This window comes from Enterobacter sp. CM29, assembly GCF_013179605.1.
Classification (GTDB): domain Bacteria; phylum Pseudomonadota; class Gammaproteobacteria; order Enterobacterales; family Enterobacteriaceae; genus Enterobacter; species Enterobacter intestinihominis.
Genome location: NZ_JABMCU010000020.1, coordinates 17,367 through 33,314 on the forward strand (window position 1 = coordinate 17,367; position 15,948 = coordinate 33,314).

Sequence of the window (15,948 nt, forward strand, 5' to 3'; positions counted from 1 at the left end):
ACTATATCGTAAATCCATTTACACGCTACTGCGGCTGGCGCTAATGTCACATTTAAAGCATTTTCAGGAGATTGTTTCGCGGCGAGCGCTTTTAGGGCGAAATGCTGCTACCACGTTGCCGTCAGTTTCCACGTACGGACCGTCAAGCAGTTGTATACAATACGGTACACTTGCAAAGATACCGTGGACGATAACGCTCCCGTCTTCGGCTTTTACTCCTTCCAGCGTTTCTTTTATCGACTTCGGCTGCCCCGGCAGGTTCAGGATCAGCGCCTGTTTGCGGATCACCCCGACCTGACGGGAAAGAATGGCCGTCGGGACAAAGTGTAGACTGATCTGACGCATCTGTTCACCGAAGCCCGGCATTTCACGATCGGCGATAGCCAGCGTCGCGTCCGGCGTTACATCGCGGCGCGCGGGGCCGGTTCCGCCCGTCGTCAGCACAAGGTGGCAGCTCATCTCATCCACCAGCTCACACAGGGTCTGCTCGATGATCGGCTGCTCGTCCGGGATCAGGCGAGTCTGGATCTCAAACGGGGTAGTGAGCGCGCTGCCCAGCCACGCTTCCAGAGCAGGGATGCCTTTATCCTGATAAACACCGCTGGAGGCGCGGTCAGAAATCGACACTAAGCCGATGCGTAAGGTATTCATATCCATTCCATTCAAAAAGTACTGATTAAAGGGAATGATACACGCAGAGAGAAAATTCAGACAGAGGCGGGGGAAAGAGGCGTGACCGGGAACCCGGTCACGCAGAATGATTACAGCAGGTCGCCGATCATTTTTTCCAGTTTTTCCTGGTCGATAGCAAACTTACGGATACCGTCTGCCAGTTTATCTACGGCCATTGGATCCTGGTTGTGCTGCCACAGGAACTCGGACTCGGTGATGCGCTCTGGGCGCGCTTTCACTTCACCGGTGTAGGACAGTTTACGCTCGATAGCACCTTCGCTTTCTGCCAGCTCTTTCAGCAGCGCAGGGGCGATGGTCAGGCGGTCACAGCCAGCCAACTCAATGATTTCACCGACGTTACGGAAGCTTGCGCCCATAACAACGGTCTCATAGCCGTGCTGTTTGTAGTATTCGTAGATTTCCGTCACGGAAATCACGCCTGGATCTTCAGACGCCGCATACTCTTTCTTGTCGGTGTTGGCTTTGTACCAGTCCAGAATACGGCCCACAAACGGAGAAATCAGGTATACGCCAGCTTCGGCACATGCACGCGCCTGTGCGAAGGAGAACAGCAGAGTCAGGTTACAGTTGATCCCTTCTTTTTCGAGCTGTTCAGCGGCGCGAATGCCCTGCCAGGTAGAGGCCAGTTTGATCAGGATTCGGTCGTTGCTGATGCCCGCATCGTTGTACAGTTTGATCAGGCGTTTTGCTTTGGCAATAGACGCTTCGGTGTCGTAGGACAGGCGAGCATCAACTTCAGTAGAGATACGGCCAGGAACGAGCTTCAGGATTTCCAGACCGATGTTTACTGCCAGTTTGTCAGTCGCATCCACAACCTGCTGCGCGCGGTCATTGCTCTGTGCTTTTGCCCAGGTCACCGCCTCGTCGATCAGTTTGCGATACTCAGGGATCTGCGCGGCGTTAAGGATCAGAGAAGGGTTGGTTGTAGCATCCTGCGGCTGGTACAGCTTCATTGCCGCAATATCTCCGGTGTCAGCGACGACAGTGGTGAACTGACGAAGGGAGGTCAATTTATCCGTCATGATAGTGTTTCTCTTTTAACGTTCCCTGGATAATTCACACTACCGACAGCCTGCCAGCAGCGGAAAAATGACAGGTTTACTTGTTAGGGGGATGTAACCGGTCTGCCCTGATGATAACACGAGTGAGAGGCAGCGCAACCGCAGACAGTGCGCTTAGGCAGAGTATGATAAACTCAGAATATTAACAGGCTGCTAAGTAACAGCATGCACAATCAGTGGTAGCGCTTACATATTCACGTTGGCATCAACAAGAGGGACGTTAGTGCCTGATTTCTTTTTCTTTATTAACGAAGTCCTCTGGGGTTCTATCATGATATACCTGCTTTCAGGAGCAGGTATCTGGTTTACGTGGCGCAGCGGACTGATTCAGTTTCGCTATATTCGCAAATTTGGCAGAAGTCTGAAAAACAGCGTCACACCACAGCCGGGCGGCCTGACCTCGTTTCAGGCGCTCTGTACCAGCCTGGCCGCGCGCGTCGGCAGCGGTAACCTGGCCGGTGTCGCGCTGGCAATCGGCGCGGGCGGTCCGGGCGCGGTATTCTGGATGTGGGTGACGGCGATTATCGGTATGGCCACCTCCTTTGCTGAATGCTCGCTTGCGCAGCTCTACAAAGAAAAAGACGGCAACGGTCAATTTCGCGGCGGCCCCGCCTGGTATATGGCTCGCGGACTGGGAATGCGCTGGATGGGCGTCCTGTTCTCAATCTTTTTACTGATGGCCTATGGTCTTATTTTCAATACCGTTCAGGCTAATTCCGTCGCCCACGCGCTGCGCTTTGCCTTCAATTGTCCGGAGTGGCTGACGGGCAGCGCGCTTGCCCTTCTCACCCTGCTGACCATTGTGACCGGGCTGAGAGGGGTTTCCCGCCTGATGCAGTGGCTGGTTCCGCTGATGGCGCTGCTGTGGGTGTCAACCAGCCTGTTGGTATGCGCGATACATATCGACGAAGTGCCGAACGTCATCGTCACCATTTTCCAAAGCGCGTTCGGCTGGCGCGAAGCGGCTTCCGGCGCGCTGGGTTACACCCTTAGCCAGGCTCTCACTGCGGGTTTTCAGCGAGGCATGTTCTCCAACGAAGCGGGAATGGGCTCCACGCCGAATGCCGCCGCAGCGGCCGCATCCTGGCCCCCGCATCCCGCCGCGCAGGGCATTGTACAGATGATTGGCGTCTTCACAGACACCATTGTTATCTGCTCCGCCAGTGCGATGATAATGTTGCTGTCCGGCGCCGTTGAACATCCATCCGGCAGTACAGCAGGCATTCACTGGGTACAACAGGCGCTGGTCTCCCTCGTCGGCGGTTGGGGCGCAGGCCTTGTCGCCCTTGTCGTGGGGCTTTTTGCCTTCAGTTCTATTGTGGTGAACTATATCTATGCCGAGAACAACCTTATTTTCCTGAAAGTTGACTCGCGTCTGGCCCGCAACATCCTTCGCGCGGGTGTGCTGGCGATGGTATTTGTCGGTTGCCTGCTCAGCATGCCGATGATCTGGCAACTGGCGGATGTCATTATGGCGCTGATGGCCATCACCAATTTGACGGCAATTTTGCTTCTTTCACCGGTTGTGGCGCTGATCGCGCGCGATTATCTGCGTCAGCGCAAGCTCGGCGTACAGCCCGTCTTTGACGCCTCACGCTATCCCGAAATCGAATCACAAATTGCTCCTGGCACCTGGGATGATTTGCCGCGGCAATAACAGCTATCGATCAATTCAGGGCGATTTTTTGTTAAAGTCGCTCTAAATTTCCTGCAAGGACTGGATATGCTGATTCTGATTTCACCTGCCAAAACGCTCGACTACCAGAGCCCGCTCGCCACTGAGCGTTATACCCAGCCGGAATTGCTGGACTACTCGCAACAACTGATCCACGAGGCGCGTAAGCTTTCGGCTCCGCAAATCGCTTCGCTGATGAGCATCAGTGATAAACTCGCCGACCTGAACGCCACCCGTTTTCATGAGTGGCAGCCTGACTTCACGCCCGCCAACGCCCGCCAGGCGCTGTTGGCCTTCAAAGGTGACGTCTACACTGGCCTGCAAGCAGAAACGTTTAGCGAAGCCGATTTCGATTTTGCCCAGCAGCATCTGCGCATGTTATCCGGCCTGTACGGGGTGCTGCGCCCGCTGGATCTGATGCAGCCATATCGTCTGGAGATGGGTATCCGCCTGGAAAACGCCAAAGGCAAAGATTTGTACCAGTTCTGGGGCGATGTCATTACCGATAAGCTTAACGCGGTGCTACAAGCCCAGGGGGACAACGTGGTGATCAACCTGGCCTCCGATGAGTACTTCAAATCGGTGAAGCCGAAAAAGCTGGATGCGGACATTATCAAGCCGGTGTTCCTCGACGAGAAAAACGGCAAATTTAAAGTGATCAGCTTCTACGCCAAAAAAGCGCGCGGTCTGATGAGCCGTTTCATCATTCAAAACCGCCTGACGAAGCCAGAGCAGCTCACTGGCTTTAACAGTGAAGGGTATTTCTTCGACGAGGCATCGTCAGGAAAAAACGAGCTGGTGTTTAAGCGTCACGAGCAATAAAAGACAACCCCGCCAGCTGGCGGGGTTTGTGTTAATGGTGCTTCCGGTCCGGCCCCGGGCGATGATCGTCATGACGGTGATGATCGTGACGATCGCGATGTTCATCGTGCGGACGCCAGTGGTTATCGCGCCAGTCATAGTGCGCTTTCCACCAGTCATGGTCGCGCCAGCGGCCGCCATCCCAGTAGTGTCCGTTATTATCCCGATCGCCAATTTGCAGTTTTACCGCAGGGACGAGGGTGATCTCAGCTGCCTGCACCGCCATGGGAGCGACCAGCATCAGTGAAAGAGCGATAAGTGCAGGTTTCAGTGTAGACATAGGTGACTCCTTATTCTTCTTGCCCAACGTGGGCCGATGTAAGGAGAGTACGTGATGGGAACGGTGGATGTTATTCTCTGCAATCCTAAACCCTAAGTGACCGCATTTATTGGGAATTTCCGCTTTTTTCCTGCTGTTTTTCTCCTTATTTTCTCCATAAAAAAGCCGGGTGGCGGCTTCGCCTTACCCGGCCTACTTTCTGAAATGTTCCAGGCCCGGTAAGGCGTAGCCGCCACCGGGCAATAAACTCACGCTCGGATCATCATCAGCTTACGCAGTGCGGCAAAGTCTGCGGGCAGCTCATGGGACAGCAACGGCAGGTCGGCGCGCTCGGCCAGCTCTTTTGGCAGCGGCAGCGTTTCACCCAGGATCGCTTCCACGCTCTCTTTGAACTTGGCCGGATGGGCGGTACCGAGGAACAGGCCATACTCACCCGGTTGAAGCTGATCGCGCAGGGCACGATAGGCAATCGCCGCGTGCGGCTCAGAGGTATAGCCCACCGCTTTCAGCTCGCGCATGGTGGCTTTCGTGGTTTCGTCCGTCACCGCTGCGTAGCCCAGGTCGCCCAGACGCCAGACCTTACGGCGGAACAGCTCTTCCACACGCGGCCAGTTGTTAGGCTGTGACACATCCATCGCATTGGAGAGCGTGGCCTGCGTCGCGTTCGGCGCCCATTTTCCGTCCTTCAGGAAACGCGGCACGGTGTCGTTGGCGTTGGTAGCGGCGATAAAGCGCTTCACCGGCAGGCCGAGTGATTTCGCCAGCAGGCCCGCCGTCAGATCGCCGAAGTTCCCGCTTGGCACAGAAACTACCAGCTGATTGCGCGCGTCCTGCGGCAGCTGGGCCACCGCTTCGAAGTAGTAGCAGATCTGCGCCAGCAGACGGCTGATGTTGATGGAGTTGGCAGAGTTCAGCCCCAGCGCCGCCTTCAGCTCTTCGTCATCAAAGGCCTGCTTCACCAGCGCCTGGCAGGCATCGAAATCGCCGTCGATCGCCACGGTTTCAATGTTGCCCCCAAGAGTGCAGAACAGTTTTTCCTGAAGCGGGCTGATTTTGCCTTTCGGATAGAGGATCACCACGCGGACGTTTTTCAGGCCGTAGAACGCATGAGCCACCGCCGCACCGGTATCACCTGAGGTCGCGGTCAGGATGGTCACCGGTTTGTCGCCGCTGATGTGGGTCAGCATCTGCGCCATAAAGCGACCGCCGAAATCTTTGAACGCCAGCGTCGGGCCGTGGAACAGCTCCAGACAGCCAACGTCAGGCTCCACCTGCTTCACCGGGGCCGGGAAAGCAAACGCCGCGCGCACGCGCTCTTCGAGCAGCTCCTGCGGGATTTCGTCGCCAATAAACGCAGACAGAATTTTGGTGCTGCGGGTGACAAAGTCCTGCTTAAGCAGTTCATCGATTTCAGTCAGTTGAAATTCCGGCAGGTCGTGGGGGAAGAACAGCCCCTGATTTTTGCCCAAACCCTGCGTTACCGCCTGCGCAAAGCTGACCTGCTCGTTATGATCTTTAAGGTTGTAGAGTTTCATTCGTTATCCCAGTACTCGTGCGCCAGCCGTGTCCAGACGGCAAATATGAACAAAGCCTTCCTGATTTTGCAGGTAGTGTTTAGAGAGCCAGTCCGCCACGCGCTGCGCGGTGTCTGGCTTGTCGCATAAGGCGAACAGCGTTGGGCCGGAGCCGGAGATGCCGCACGCCTGTGCGCCGATATCCATGGATGCCTGTCGCGCTTCGTTAAAGCCCGGCAGCAGCTTCGTGCGATACGGCTCGGCAATAACGTCTTTCATCAGTTTCGCCGCCAGCTGCGGCTGTCGGGTGTAGCAGGCATGAATAAAGCCCGCCAGATGACGCCCGTGGGCGATACAGTCCTGACGACGATACTGCGCCGGCAGGATCGCACGCGCTTCGGCGGTAGAAACCTTAATGCCCGGATAGGCCAGCACCCACAGCCACTCATCAAACCCTGGCACCTGCTGGCTGATGATGCCATTTTCTTCAATCATCAGCTGCATGCCGCCAAGGAAGCACGGCGCCACGTTATCATAATGAATGCTGCCGGAGATGCGCCCTTCCAGCTCGCCCATCAGCGCCAGCAGGCGGCTGTTGTTCAGCGGCTTGCCGCAGTGCTCATTCATCGCCACCAGCGCGGCGACCACCGAGCAGGCGCTGGAGCCGAGTCCCGAACCAATCGGCATGCTCTTTTCCAGCGTCATGGCGACCGGCACGTTTTTACCGATCTCCTGACAGAAGCGTTCCCAGCACTGATAAACGATATTCTCACGCGGTTCAGGCGGCAGCTTGCTGGCAAAACGGCCGACGTTATTCAGGCTGAAGCGCTCTGCCGCCTCAACCGTTACCGTATCGCCCAGCAGCGAACCATCCACCGGCGTAACCGCCGCGCCCAGCACGTCAAATCCGACGCTCATATTGGCGCTGGAAGCCGGGGCATATACTTTAACCATCTTAAACTCCTAACTTCCATGACAGGGTACGCAGCAGATCGGCAAACACGCCCGCCGCCGTCACATCATTCCCTGCGCCATAGCCGCGAAGTACCAGCGGCAGTGGCTGATAATAATGGCTGTAGAACGCCAGGGCGTTCTCGCCGTTTTTCACCTTGTACAGCGGATCGTTGCCATCCACTTCGGCAATCTTCACGCGGCAGACGCCGTCTTCTTCAATATTGCCAACATAGCGCAATACCTTACCTTCATCACGGGCTTTCGCAACGCGGGCGGCAAAGGCGTCGTCAAGCTGCGGCAACCTGGCCATAAAAGCGCTGACGTCGCCGCTGTCATCAAATTCTGCTGGCAGCACCGGCTCAATCACGATATCCGAAAGCTCCAGCTCGCGGCCGGTTTCGCGCACCAGGATCAGCAGCTTACGCGCCACATCCATACCGGAGAGGTCGTCGCGCGGATCCGGCTCGGTGTAGCCCAGCTCGCGCGCGGCGCGGGTGGCTTCCGACAGGCTCATCCCTTCGTCCAGCTTGCCGAAGATAAACGACAGGGAGCCGGAGAGGATGCCGGAGAAACGCTGTAGTTCGTCGCCCGCGTTCAGCAGGTTTTGCAGGTTCTCGATGACCGGCAGGCCCGCGCCCACGTTGGTGTCATACAGAAACTTGCGGCGCGACTTGCTCGCCGCCAGACGCAGCTGGTGATAGTAATCCATCGACGAGGTGTTGGCCTTTTTGTTCGGCGTCACCACATGGAAACCTTCGCGCAGGAAATCCGCGTACTGATCGGCCACAGCCTGGCTGGAGGTACAGTCGACGATCACCGGGTTAAGCAGGTGATACTCTTTCACCAGACGGATCAGACGACCCAGGTTGAACGGCTCTTTCGCCTCTTCCAGTTCCGCCTGCCAGTTTTCCAGGTTCAGACCGTGGACGTTAGTCAGCAACGCTTTCGAGTTCGCAATTCCGCAGACGCGCAAATCGATATGTTTCTTCTTAAGCCACTCCTGCTGGCGCTTTACCTGCTCCAGCAGCGCGCCGCCGACGCCGCCGACGCCCACCAGGAACAGCTCAATCACCTGGTCGGTGTTGAACAGCATCTGATGCACCACGCGCACGCCGGTAGTGGCGTCATCGTTATCCACGACAACGGAAATTGAACGCTCTGATGAGCCCTGAGCAATCGCCACGATATTGATATTGGCCCGCGCCAGGGCGGCAAAGAATTTGGCGGAGATTCCGCGCAGGGTGCGCATGCCGTCGCCTACCACGGAGATCACGGCCAGACGCTCCTGAATAGAGAGCGGCTCCAGCAGCTCTTCTTTCAGCTCCAGGTAGAACTCTTCTTCCAGCGCGCGACGGGCGCGCAGGCAATCGCCCTGCGGGACGCAGAAGCTGATGCTGTATTCGGAAGAAGACTGCGTGATCAGCACCACGGAGATCCCGTTACGGGACATGGCCGCAAACACGCGTGCCGCCATGCCAACCATACCTTTCATACCCGGGCCAGAGACGCTGAACATCGCCATGTTATTAAGGTTCGAAATGCCTTTTACCGGCAGGTCATCTTCATCAGCGCTGGCGCCAATCAGCGTACCCGGCGCCTGCGGATTACCGGTGTTTTTAATCAGGCAAGGGATCTGGAACTGGGCAATCGGGGAGATGGTACGTGGGTGAAGCACTTTGGCGCCGAAGTAGGAAAGCTCCATCGCTTCCTGGTACGACATCGACTTCAACAGCCTGGCGTCCGGCACCTGGCGCGGGTCACAGGTATATACACCATCAACGTCAGTCCAGATCTCACAACAGTCTGCACGTAAACAGGCCGCCAGCACGGCAGCGGAGTAGTCAGAGCCGTTACGCCCCAGCACCACCAGTTCGCCCTTCTCGTTACCGGCGGTGAAGCCTGCCATCAGGATCATGTGGTCAGACGGGATTTTGCTCGCCGCAATACGGCGTGTCGACTCGGCAATGTCGACGGTGGATTCAAGGTAGTGTCCCACAGCCAGCAGTTTTTCAACCGGATCGATGACCGTCACGTGATGACCGCGCGCTTCCAGCACGCCCGCCATGATGGCGATAGAGAGTTTTTCACCCCGGCAAATCAGCGCCGCGTTGATGCTGTCCGGACATTGACCCAGCAGGCTGATACCGTGAAGAACGTGTTTAATCTGGGCAAATTCGAGTTCAACGGTGGTTTTCAGCTGCGCCAGCGGGAAGCCAGGCTGGGCGTCTGCCAGCCCCTGAAGCAGTTCAGCGAAGATACGCTCGGCGTCGCTGATGTTCGGAAGTGCATCCTGGCCACCGATGGTTTTTTCAATCATCGCCACCAGGTGGTTCGTGATTTTTGCCGGGGCAGAGAGCACGGTAGCAACCTGCCCCTGCCTGGCGTTACTTTCCAGGATATCGGCAACACGCAGAAAACGCTCTGCATTTGCCACTGATGTACCGCCGAACTTCAACACTCGCATGGTTCTACCTCATTTCCTTTAGCCGAAAAAAAAGCCCGCACTGTTCAGGTGCGGGCTTTTTTCTGTTTTTCCTGTACGCGTCAGCCCGCATCGTTACCTGTGGTAATGATGATGGTTGTAGTAATGGTGGTGATGCTGATGCGTTTCATGGATGTTGTGTACTCTGTCATTATTATCTGTCTGTGCTCTATTCTTTTAGGGTTAAAGGATCGGACACCTTAAGTCAATGAATTTTTAATTTGATCACAATTCGGGACATTCTCACGTCCCGCTGCGTGCAGATTTATTTTCATCGGAATACCCCAGATGCAACCCCAGACATTAGCAGGATCGGCCATAATAAAAACTTATGACACTATTTTACTCGGCTAATTTTTTTTTCAATATCATGAAGCAATCGGTGCAGCATTGCCGTGTCGCGCTGTTCAAGACGCCCCAGGCGCTGCTGTAACCAGTCCACCATTTTTTGATCGTCAGCGACGCCCAGTTGTTCGAGAAGCTTATCTGCACGAATACGCAGCGCCGCCAGCTGGTTTTCATCCGTTACTGACGCTGGCGGCTGAGAAATTTGTATTAAGGATGCTAATTGATAGCAGTACACCATCACCGCCTGCCCCAGATTGAGTGACGGATAATCCGCCACCATCGGCGCGCCCGTCAGGACGTCAGCCAGTTCCAGTTCTTCGTTAGTTAGCCCGGAATCTTCTCGCCCAAACACCAGCGCGGCTTTCTCCAGCCACTGGCTTTTTTCTTCCAGCATTGGCACCAGTTCAGCAGGCGTGGCGTAATAATGAAACTTCGCCCGGCTGCGCGCGGTCGTCGCGACGGTAAACGAAATATCGTGCAACGCCTCAGCGAGCGTAGCGTAAGTGGTTATATTATCGAGAATATCACCCGAACCGTGCGCCACCCATCGCGCAGCAGGCTCCAGATGCGCCGTGCTGTCTACGATACGCAAATCGGTAAAACCCATGGTCTTCATGGCACGCGCCGCAGCGCCAATATTTTCAGCTCTTGCTGGTGCCACCAGCACAATCGACAGATGCATTTATGCTCTCTTTTTAATCAGTTAGCAGGTAAAAATGTGATTCACTTCAACATATTACGCAGCACGAAGTTACAATTTTGCAACACAAATCACCGAAATAGCGTTTCATAACAATTAAAAAAAGCTAAACTATTTTGTGGCTGAACAATCAGTTAGAATGTTAACAGAAGTCCATTATCCTTATGTTTTGTAATGATAATGACCTTATGAATACTCTTTTCCGATTGGATTCGTACCGTTTATCAATCAATGTCCGCAACTAGTTGGTTTATTGAAAAATTGTGACAAAGGCTAGCATTCAGCTACGATGATTTCATCAAACTGTTAACGTGCTACAATTGAACTTGATATATGTCAACGAAGCGTAGTTTTATTGGGTGTCCGGTGTCACTTAGCCTGTTATGTTGCTGTTAAAATGGTTAGGATGACAGCCGTTTTTGACACTGTCGGGTCCAAAGGGAAAGTACCCACGACCAAGCTAATGATGTTGTTGACGTTGATGGAAAGTGCATCAAGAACGCAATTACGTACTTTAGTCACGTTAAGCCGATCATGTTAATTTGCGACATGCATCAGGCAGGTCAGGGACTTTTGTACTTCCTGTTTCGATTTAGTTGGCAATTTAGGTAGCAAACATGCAGACCCCGCACATTCTTATCGTTGAAGACGAGTTGGTAACACGCAACACGTTAAAGAGCATTTTCGAAGCAGAAGGCTACGATGTCTTTGAAGCGACCGATGGCGCAGAGATGCATCAGATCCTTTCTGAAAATGATATCAACCTGGTGATTATGGATATCAATCTGCCGGGCAAAAACGGGCTTCTTCTGGCGCGCGAACTGCGTGAACAGGCGAACGTCGCGTTGATGTTCCTGACAGGCCGTGACAACGAGGTTGATAAAATTCTTGGTCTGGAAATCGGCGCGGATGACTACATCACCAAGCCGTTCAACCCTCGCGAGTTAACCATTCGTGCACGCAACCTGCTGTCCCGCACCATGAATCTGGGTACGGTCAGTGAAGAGCGTCGTAGCGTCGATAGCTACAAATTCAACGGCTGGGAACTTGATATCAATAGCCGTTCGCTGATTAGCCCGAACGGTGAGCAGTACAAACTGCCGCGCAGTGAATTCCGCGCGATGCTGCACTTCTGCGAAAACCCGGGCAAGATCCAGTCCCGTGCAGAACTGCTGAAGAAAATGACCGGTCGTGAGTTGAAGCCACACGATCGTACCGTTGACGTAACCATCCGTCGTATTCGTAAACATTTCGAATCTACGCCTGATACGCCGGAAATCATCGCCACGATCCATGGTGAAGGCTATCGTTTCTGCGGTGACCTCCAGGAGTAATTCTCCCGTCACGCAGTAAAAAACGGCGCTTTTGCGCCGTTTTTTTTATCAATGCCACGGCATAATCGGCACCGCGCTAATCGCGTTTTTCGGTGAGCCTTCCACGACTTTGTCGGAATAAGCCAGATAAGCCAGTGTGTTGCGCTTCGCGTCATAAAAACGGACCACCTGTAGCTTTTTGAACACTAGCGAGGTCCGTTTCTGGAATACAACGTCGCCCTGCGCTTTGCCGTTTTTAATTTTGTCACTCAATTCCACCGGACCAACCTGCTGGCAGGAGATGGCCGCGTCAGACGTGTCTTCAGCCAGCCCCAGGCCGCCTTTAATCCCGCCGGTCTTCGCCCGGCTGACATAGCAGGTGACGTTTTTAACGTCCGGATCGTCAAAGGCCTCCACCACAATTTTGTGGTCCGGCCCAAACATTTTAAACACGGTGTCCACGGAGCCAATTTGCTCCGCCTGTGCCACGCGCCCTGCCATCAGCGCCAGTGCTGCAAAGACTAAAACCTTGTATTTCATATTGTTACCATTCATAAAAATTACGCTGAGCGATTATTCAACAGGTTAGATAAAAATGTAGCAAGATCACAGGATTAGAATATATCCGCACTTAAATCACCACAAAAAGCATTTATGCGCAAAAAAAACACTGAATGCTAAAACGTCAAAAAATGCTATTATCCGCTAACCTGTAAACAGGCACCTGCGGCAGTTTTAAGGATGAGGATAGTATATGGATCAGGCTGGAATTATTCGCGACCTGCTCACCTGGCTGGAAGGTCATCTCGACCAGCCTTTGTCACTGGATAATGTGGCGGCAAAAGCAGGCTATTCCAAGTGGCATCTGCAAAGGATGTTCAAGGATGTCACCGGTCATGCTATCGGTGCCTATATTCGCGCACGTCGTTTATCAAAGTCTGCTGTCGCGTTGCGCCTGACCGCGCGACCAATCCTGGATATTGCCCTGCAATATCGTTTCGATTCACAGCAAACCTTCACTCGCGCCTTTAAAAAACAGTTCTCGTTAACGCCAGCGCTTTATCGCCGCTCGCCGGACTGGAGCTCCTTTGGTATGCGTCCGCCGCTGCGTCTGGGCGAGTTTGCGATGCCAAAATATGAAATCATCACCCTGCCGGAAACGCACCTGGTCGGCACCACGCAGAGCTACTCCTGTTCCCTGGAGCAGATCTCCGAGTTCCGCCATCAGATGCGCGTTCAGTTCTGGCGCGAATTTTTAAGCCACGCTCCGGCGATCCCGCCGATTCTGTATGGCCTGAACGAAACGTATCCAAGCCAGGAAAAAGACGACGAGCAGGAAGTGTTCTATACCACGGCGCTGACGCCTGACATGGCGAACGGTTACATTCATGGCTCGAAGCCTGTCGTGCTGGAAGGCGGCGAGTATGTGATGTTCTCATACGAAGGGTTAGGAACGGGCGTTCAGGAGTTCATCCTGACCGTTTACGGGACCTGCATGCCAATGCTGAATCTGAATCGCCGTAAAGGTCAGGACATTGAGCGCTACTATCCGGCGCAAGATGCAAAACCGGAAGAAGGCCCTATCAATCTGCGTATGGAATTCCTGATTCCGGTACGTCGTTAACGCTGCAACTCATCCAGTGCAGGGGCATCAAGATGCGAAATGTCCCCTGCCATCTCAACCACCCACCCCGATGCCAGCCAGGCACTTTCCTGATAGTCGATACGGGAAATGGAACAGTTGCGCAGACGCAAACGGCGCTCGGCGTAAGCTGGCAGCCCCAGAATGGTACTCACCAGGCAACCCAGCGCGATACCGTGGCTCACCAGCAGCGGTCGGCTACCTGCCGGGAGTTTCAGGCACTCGGCCAGCGCGGCATGCATGCGCACGCTCAGCTCCTGCATGGATTCCCCCTCAGGGATGCGACCTTCTTCAGTGCCGTTCACCAGCGTGCGACGCCAGCCTTCTTCGGTTTCCGTCAGCGTATCGATAGGGCGTTTTTCCAGCACGCCCATATCCAACTCGCGCAGGCGCGGTTCAAGGGTCACGTCGCAGCCACAGGCATCGGCGATGATGCGTGCCGTCTGCTGCGTGCGGCCTAAATCACTGGAGATGACGTGAGTGATACCCAGCGTTCTGGCGCGTTCCGCCACCTGCCACGCTTGCTGCACACCTTTGTCGGTGAGAGGACTGTCTGACTGGCCTTGAATACGTCGCTCGGCGTTCCACTGCGTTTCACCGTGGCGAACAAGGTATACCTGTAACATGCTTTTTTTCCGTTATACTGCGATGAATTTTTTAAATCGAGCTTAATTATGCACCATGTTGTCTCTGCTACCACCAATCCTGCCAAAATTCAGGCAATTCTAAGGGCATTTGAAGAGATCTTCGGCGAAGGATCCTGCCATATTGACGCCGTCGGCGTCGAGAGCGGTGTGCCGGAACAGCCGTTTGGCAGCGAGGAAACACGCGCTGGCGCACGAAATCGCGTGGCGAATGCAAAAGCCGTCGCGCCAGATGCTGACTTCTGGGTCGCGATTGAAGCAGGTATCGACGAAGGGGCGACCTTCAGCTGGGTTGTCATCGAAAGCCGCGAGCAGCGCGGCGAAGCGCGTTCAGCCACGCTGCCGCTGCCGGAGGTCATACTGGAGAAAGTCCGCGCGGGTGAGGCGCTGGGGCCGGTAATGTCGCACTACACCGGCATTGATGAGATTGGTCGTAAAGAGGGGGCGATTGGCGTCTTTACCGCGGGCAAGCTCACCCGTTCGAGCGTTTACCACCAGGCCGTTATTCTGGCGTTAAGTCCGTTCCATAACGCGATTTATCGTTAAGTTTGTAGGCCGGATAAGGCGAAGCCGTCATCCGGCGTTTTTCAGCAATACCGCTTCAAGCCACTGACGCAGTTCAACCGGCGCCGACTTCAGGCTGTTTGAACCCCGGGTAATCGTCGCGATGCCCGCGCCCAGCTCGTTTTTCAGTTCACGCTGGCTCATTTCGCCACGCAGCAGTTCCTCAATAATGCGTACCCGTGTACCCAGCGCTTCACGCTCGTCTGGCGTCAGCATCAGCTGTAGCAAGGGTAAATGCAGATCTTTGTCGTAAGACTGGCGGAGCAACTCCACAAAACGAAGCCACTCCTGATGACGCTGTTCGGCCATGGCCGAGGAATACGGGGAATGCTGGGTCATGTTATGCTGCCTCTTGTACTCATTAACGAGTACAGCATAACACAACCCGCGCCGATCAGTAACGTCTCTGCCACTCGGCATCGCTCATCAGGGCATCTTTCTCCCCCATGAAGTGCCGATAGTAGGCGTCATACGCCAGCACGTTCTTCACATATCCGCGTGTTTCCGAGAACGGAATGCTCTCGACGAACGCCACGGCGTCGAGTCGCCCTGCGCTGTTACCAAGCCATGTCCGCACGCGGCCTGGCCCGGCGTTGTACGCCGCTGACGCGAAGATGCGGTTATTACCGAACTGCTGATAGACGTACTGCAAGTAGCTGGTACCGATGTTGATGTTGGTCTCCGGATCCAGCAGCTGGGACGGGCTGCTGTAGCCTGGGATATTAAACATCTTCACCGTGTGCGTCGCGGTGCCCGGCATAATTTGCATCAGGCCGCTGGCCCCCACCGGCGAACGCACTTTCGGGTTCCAGGCGCTTTCCTGACGGGCAATGGCCATCGCGTAGCTTTGCGGAATATCTTTGCCGCTGGTGTAGCGATCGAACAGATCCTTATAAGCCAGCGGGAAACGCTCTTCGAGATGATCCCACAGCTTGCCGGCGATCGTCGCCTGCACGCTCAGATCCCACCAGCGATTATCAAACGCATAGCGGGCAAGCTGCGCCTTCTCGTCGGTGGTACGGCTGGTGACCAGGTTGGCCCATTCGCTGCGCGCGGTATTATCCAGATTCCAGTACATCAGCTCGCGCACGCGCGCCATTTCCGGACCCTGCGTCAGCGCCGGGTTCGCGTTGGCTGGCGCTTTGTCGATCTTCAGTGTGTACTCCTCGCCCAGACGCTGCGCCGCCGCCATCGGGTAGAAGCCGCGCTGCTGCATC

General features: G+C 55.0%; 18 protein-coding genes and 1 other annotated feature. Of the genes, 5 read left to right on the top strand and 13 right to left on the bottom strand.

Annotated features, from left to right (window positions below):
* Positions 1 to 63: 63 nt before the first annotated feature.
* Together mog and tal are read right to left on the bottom strand one after the other, a co-directional pair.
* Positions 64 to 651, bottom strand: coding sequence for a molybdopterin adenylyltransferase (gene mog, locus HP459_RS04580; RefSeq protein ID WP_003856479.1), 588 nt, complete (start codon positions 649 to 651; stop codon positions 64 to 66).
* A 110-nt stretch (positions 652 to 761) separates the two neighbouring features.
* Complete coding sequence (gene tal, locus HP459_RS04585; protein ID WP_003856481.1) at positions 762 to 1,715, bottom strand: transaldolase; 954 nt, start codon at positions 1,713 to 1,715, stop codon at positions 762 to 764.
* Positions 1,716 to 1,977: 262 nt separating this feature from the next.
* On the opposite strand from tal, the gene HP459_RS04590 reads away from it, so the two are divergent.
* Positions 1,978 to 3,411, top strand: coding sequence for an amino acid carrier protein (locus HP459_RS04590; RefSeq protein ID WP_171935972.1), 1,434 nt, complete (start codon positions 1,978 to 1,980; stop codon positions 3,409 to 3,411).
* A gap of 66 nt (positions 3,412 to 3,477) precedes the next feature.
* Entirely contained in the window at positions 3,478 to 4,251 is a 774-nt protein-coding gene (yaaA, locus tag HP459_RS04595) for a peroxide stress protein YaaA (RefSeq protein ID WP_155024484.1), read from the top strand.
* Positions 4,252 to 4,282: 31 nt separating this feature from the next.
* Here yaaA and HP459_RS04600 read toward each other — a convergent pair whose 3' ends face one another.
* The 7 genes from HP459_RS04600 to yjjY form a co-directional block, all read right to left on the bottom strand.
* Positions 4,283 to 4,570, bottom strand: coding sequence for a DUF2502 domain-containing protein (locus HP459_RS04600; protein WP_022646999.1), 288 nt, complete (start codon positions 4,568 to 4,570; stop codon positions 4,283 to 4,285).
* Positions 4,571 to 4,818: 248 nt separating this feature from the next.
* The gene (gene thrC / locus HP459_RS04605; RefSeq protein ID WP_171935973.1) at positions 4,819 to 6,105 is read right to left on the bottom strand and encodes a threonine synthase; all 1,287 of its coding nucleotides are present in this window, start codon (positions 6,103 to 6,105) and stop codon (positions 4,819 to 4,821) included.
* Positions 6,106 to 6,108: 3 nt separating this feature from the next.
* Positions 6,109 to 7,038: a homoserine kinase gene (gene thrB, locus HP459_RS04610; RefSeq protein ID WP_023299286.1), complete on the bottom strand. Its 930-nt coding sequence runs from the start codon at positions 7,036 to 7,038 to the stop codon at positions 6,109 to 6,111.
* Position 7,039: 1 nt separating this feature from the next.
* Positions 7,040 to 9,502 (bottom strand): bifunctional aspartate kinase/homoserine dehydrogenase I, encoded by a 2,463-nt coding sequence (gene thrA, locus HP459_RS04615; RefSeq protein WP_022646997.1) that lies wholly within the window; start codon positions 9,500 to 9,502, stop codon positions 7,040 to 7,042.
* Positions 9,503 to 9,526: 24 nt separating this feature from the next.
* Positions 9,527 to 9,644: a sequence feature (Thr leader region), on the bottom strand.
* Positions 9,583 to 9,651, bottom strand: coding sequence for a thr operon leader peptide (gene thrL, locus HP459_RS04620; protein ID WP_015572623.1), 69 nt, complete (start codon positions 9,649 to 9,651; stop codon positions 9,583 to 9,585). Its footprint overlaps the feature before it by 62 nt.
* 206 nt (positions 9,652 to 9,857) lie before the next feature.
* On the bottom strand, positions 9,858 to 10,550 hold the full coding sequence (locus HP459_RS04625) for a tRNA/rRNA methyltransferase (protein WP_171935974.1): 693 nt from the start codon (positions 10,548 to 10,550) through the stop codon (positions 9,858 to 9,860).
* Between the two features lie 399 nt (positions 10,551 to 10,949).
* A complete protein-coding gene (gene yjjY / locus HP459_RS04630; RefSeq protein ID WP_001541509.1) occupies positions 10,950 to 11,090 on the bottom strand; it encodes a protein YjjY in 141 nt (46 codons plus the stop codon).
* Positions 11,091 to 11,185: 95 nt separating this feature from the next.
* On the opposite strand from yjjY, the gene arcA reads away from it, so the two are divergent.
* On the top strand, positions 11,186 to 11,902 hold the full coding sequence (gene arcA, locus HP459_RS04635) for a two-component system response regulator ArcA (protein ID WP_003856501.1): 717 nt from the start codon (positions 11,186 to 11,188) through the stop codon (positions 11,900 to 11,902).
* A gap of 48 nt (positions 11,903 to 11,950) precedes the next feature.
* Here arcA and creA read toward each other — a convergent pair whose 3' ends face one another.
* Entirely contained in the window at positions 11,951 to 12,421 is a 471-nt protein-coding gene (gene creA, locus HP459_RS04640; protein WP_003856503.1) for a protein CreA, read from the bottom strand.
* A 214-nt stretch (positions 12,422 to 12,635) separates the two neighbouring features.
* Here creA and robA point away from each other — a divergent pair, with 214 nt between their 5' ends.
* Entirely contained in the window at positions 12,636 to 13,505 is an 870-nt protein-coding gene (gene robA, locus HP459_RS04645) for an MDR efflux pump AcrAB transcriptional activator RobA (RefSeq protein ID WP_022646995.1), read from the top strand.
* On the opposite strand, the gene gpmB is transcribed toward robA, so the two are convergent.
* A complete protein-coding gene (gene gpmB / locus HP459_RS04650; protein ID WP_063863602.1) occupies positions 13,502 to 14,149 on the bottom strand; it encodes a 2,3-diphosphoglycerate-dependent phosphoglycerate mutase GpmB in 648 nt (215 codons plus the stop codon). The two genes, robA and gpmB, sit on opposite strands and share 4 nt — an antisense overlap.
* Positions 14,150 to 14,197: 48 nt before the next feature.
* Here gpmB and yjjX point away from each other — a divergent pair, with 48 nt between their 5' ends.
* Positions 14,198 to 14,713: an inosine/xanthosine triphosphatase gene (gene yjjX, locus HP459_RS04655; protein WP_045308049.1), complete on the top strand. Its 516-nt coding sequence runs from the start codon at positions 14,198 to 14,200 to the stop codon at positions 14,711 to 14,713.
* Positions 14,714 to 14,740: 27 nt separating this feature from the next.
* Here the strand turns inward: yjjX and trpR are convergent, their stop codons facing one another.
* Together trpR and sltY are read right to left on the bottom strand one after the other, a co-directional pair.
* Positions 14,741 to 15,070, bottom strand: coding sequence for a trp operon repressor (trpR, locus tag HP459_RS04660; RefSeq protein WP_003856511.1), 330 nt, complete (start codon positions 15,068 to 15,070; stop codon positions 14,741 to 14,743).
* A 55-nt stretch (positions 15,071 to 15,125) separates the two neighbouring features.
* The coding region (gene sltY, locus HP459_RS04665; protein WP_074171979.1) for a murein transglycosylase at positions 15,126 to 15,948 on the bottom strand (823 nt) is incomplete at its 5' end.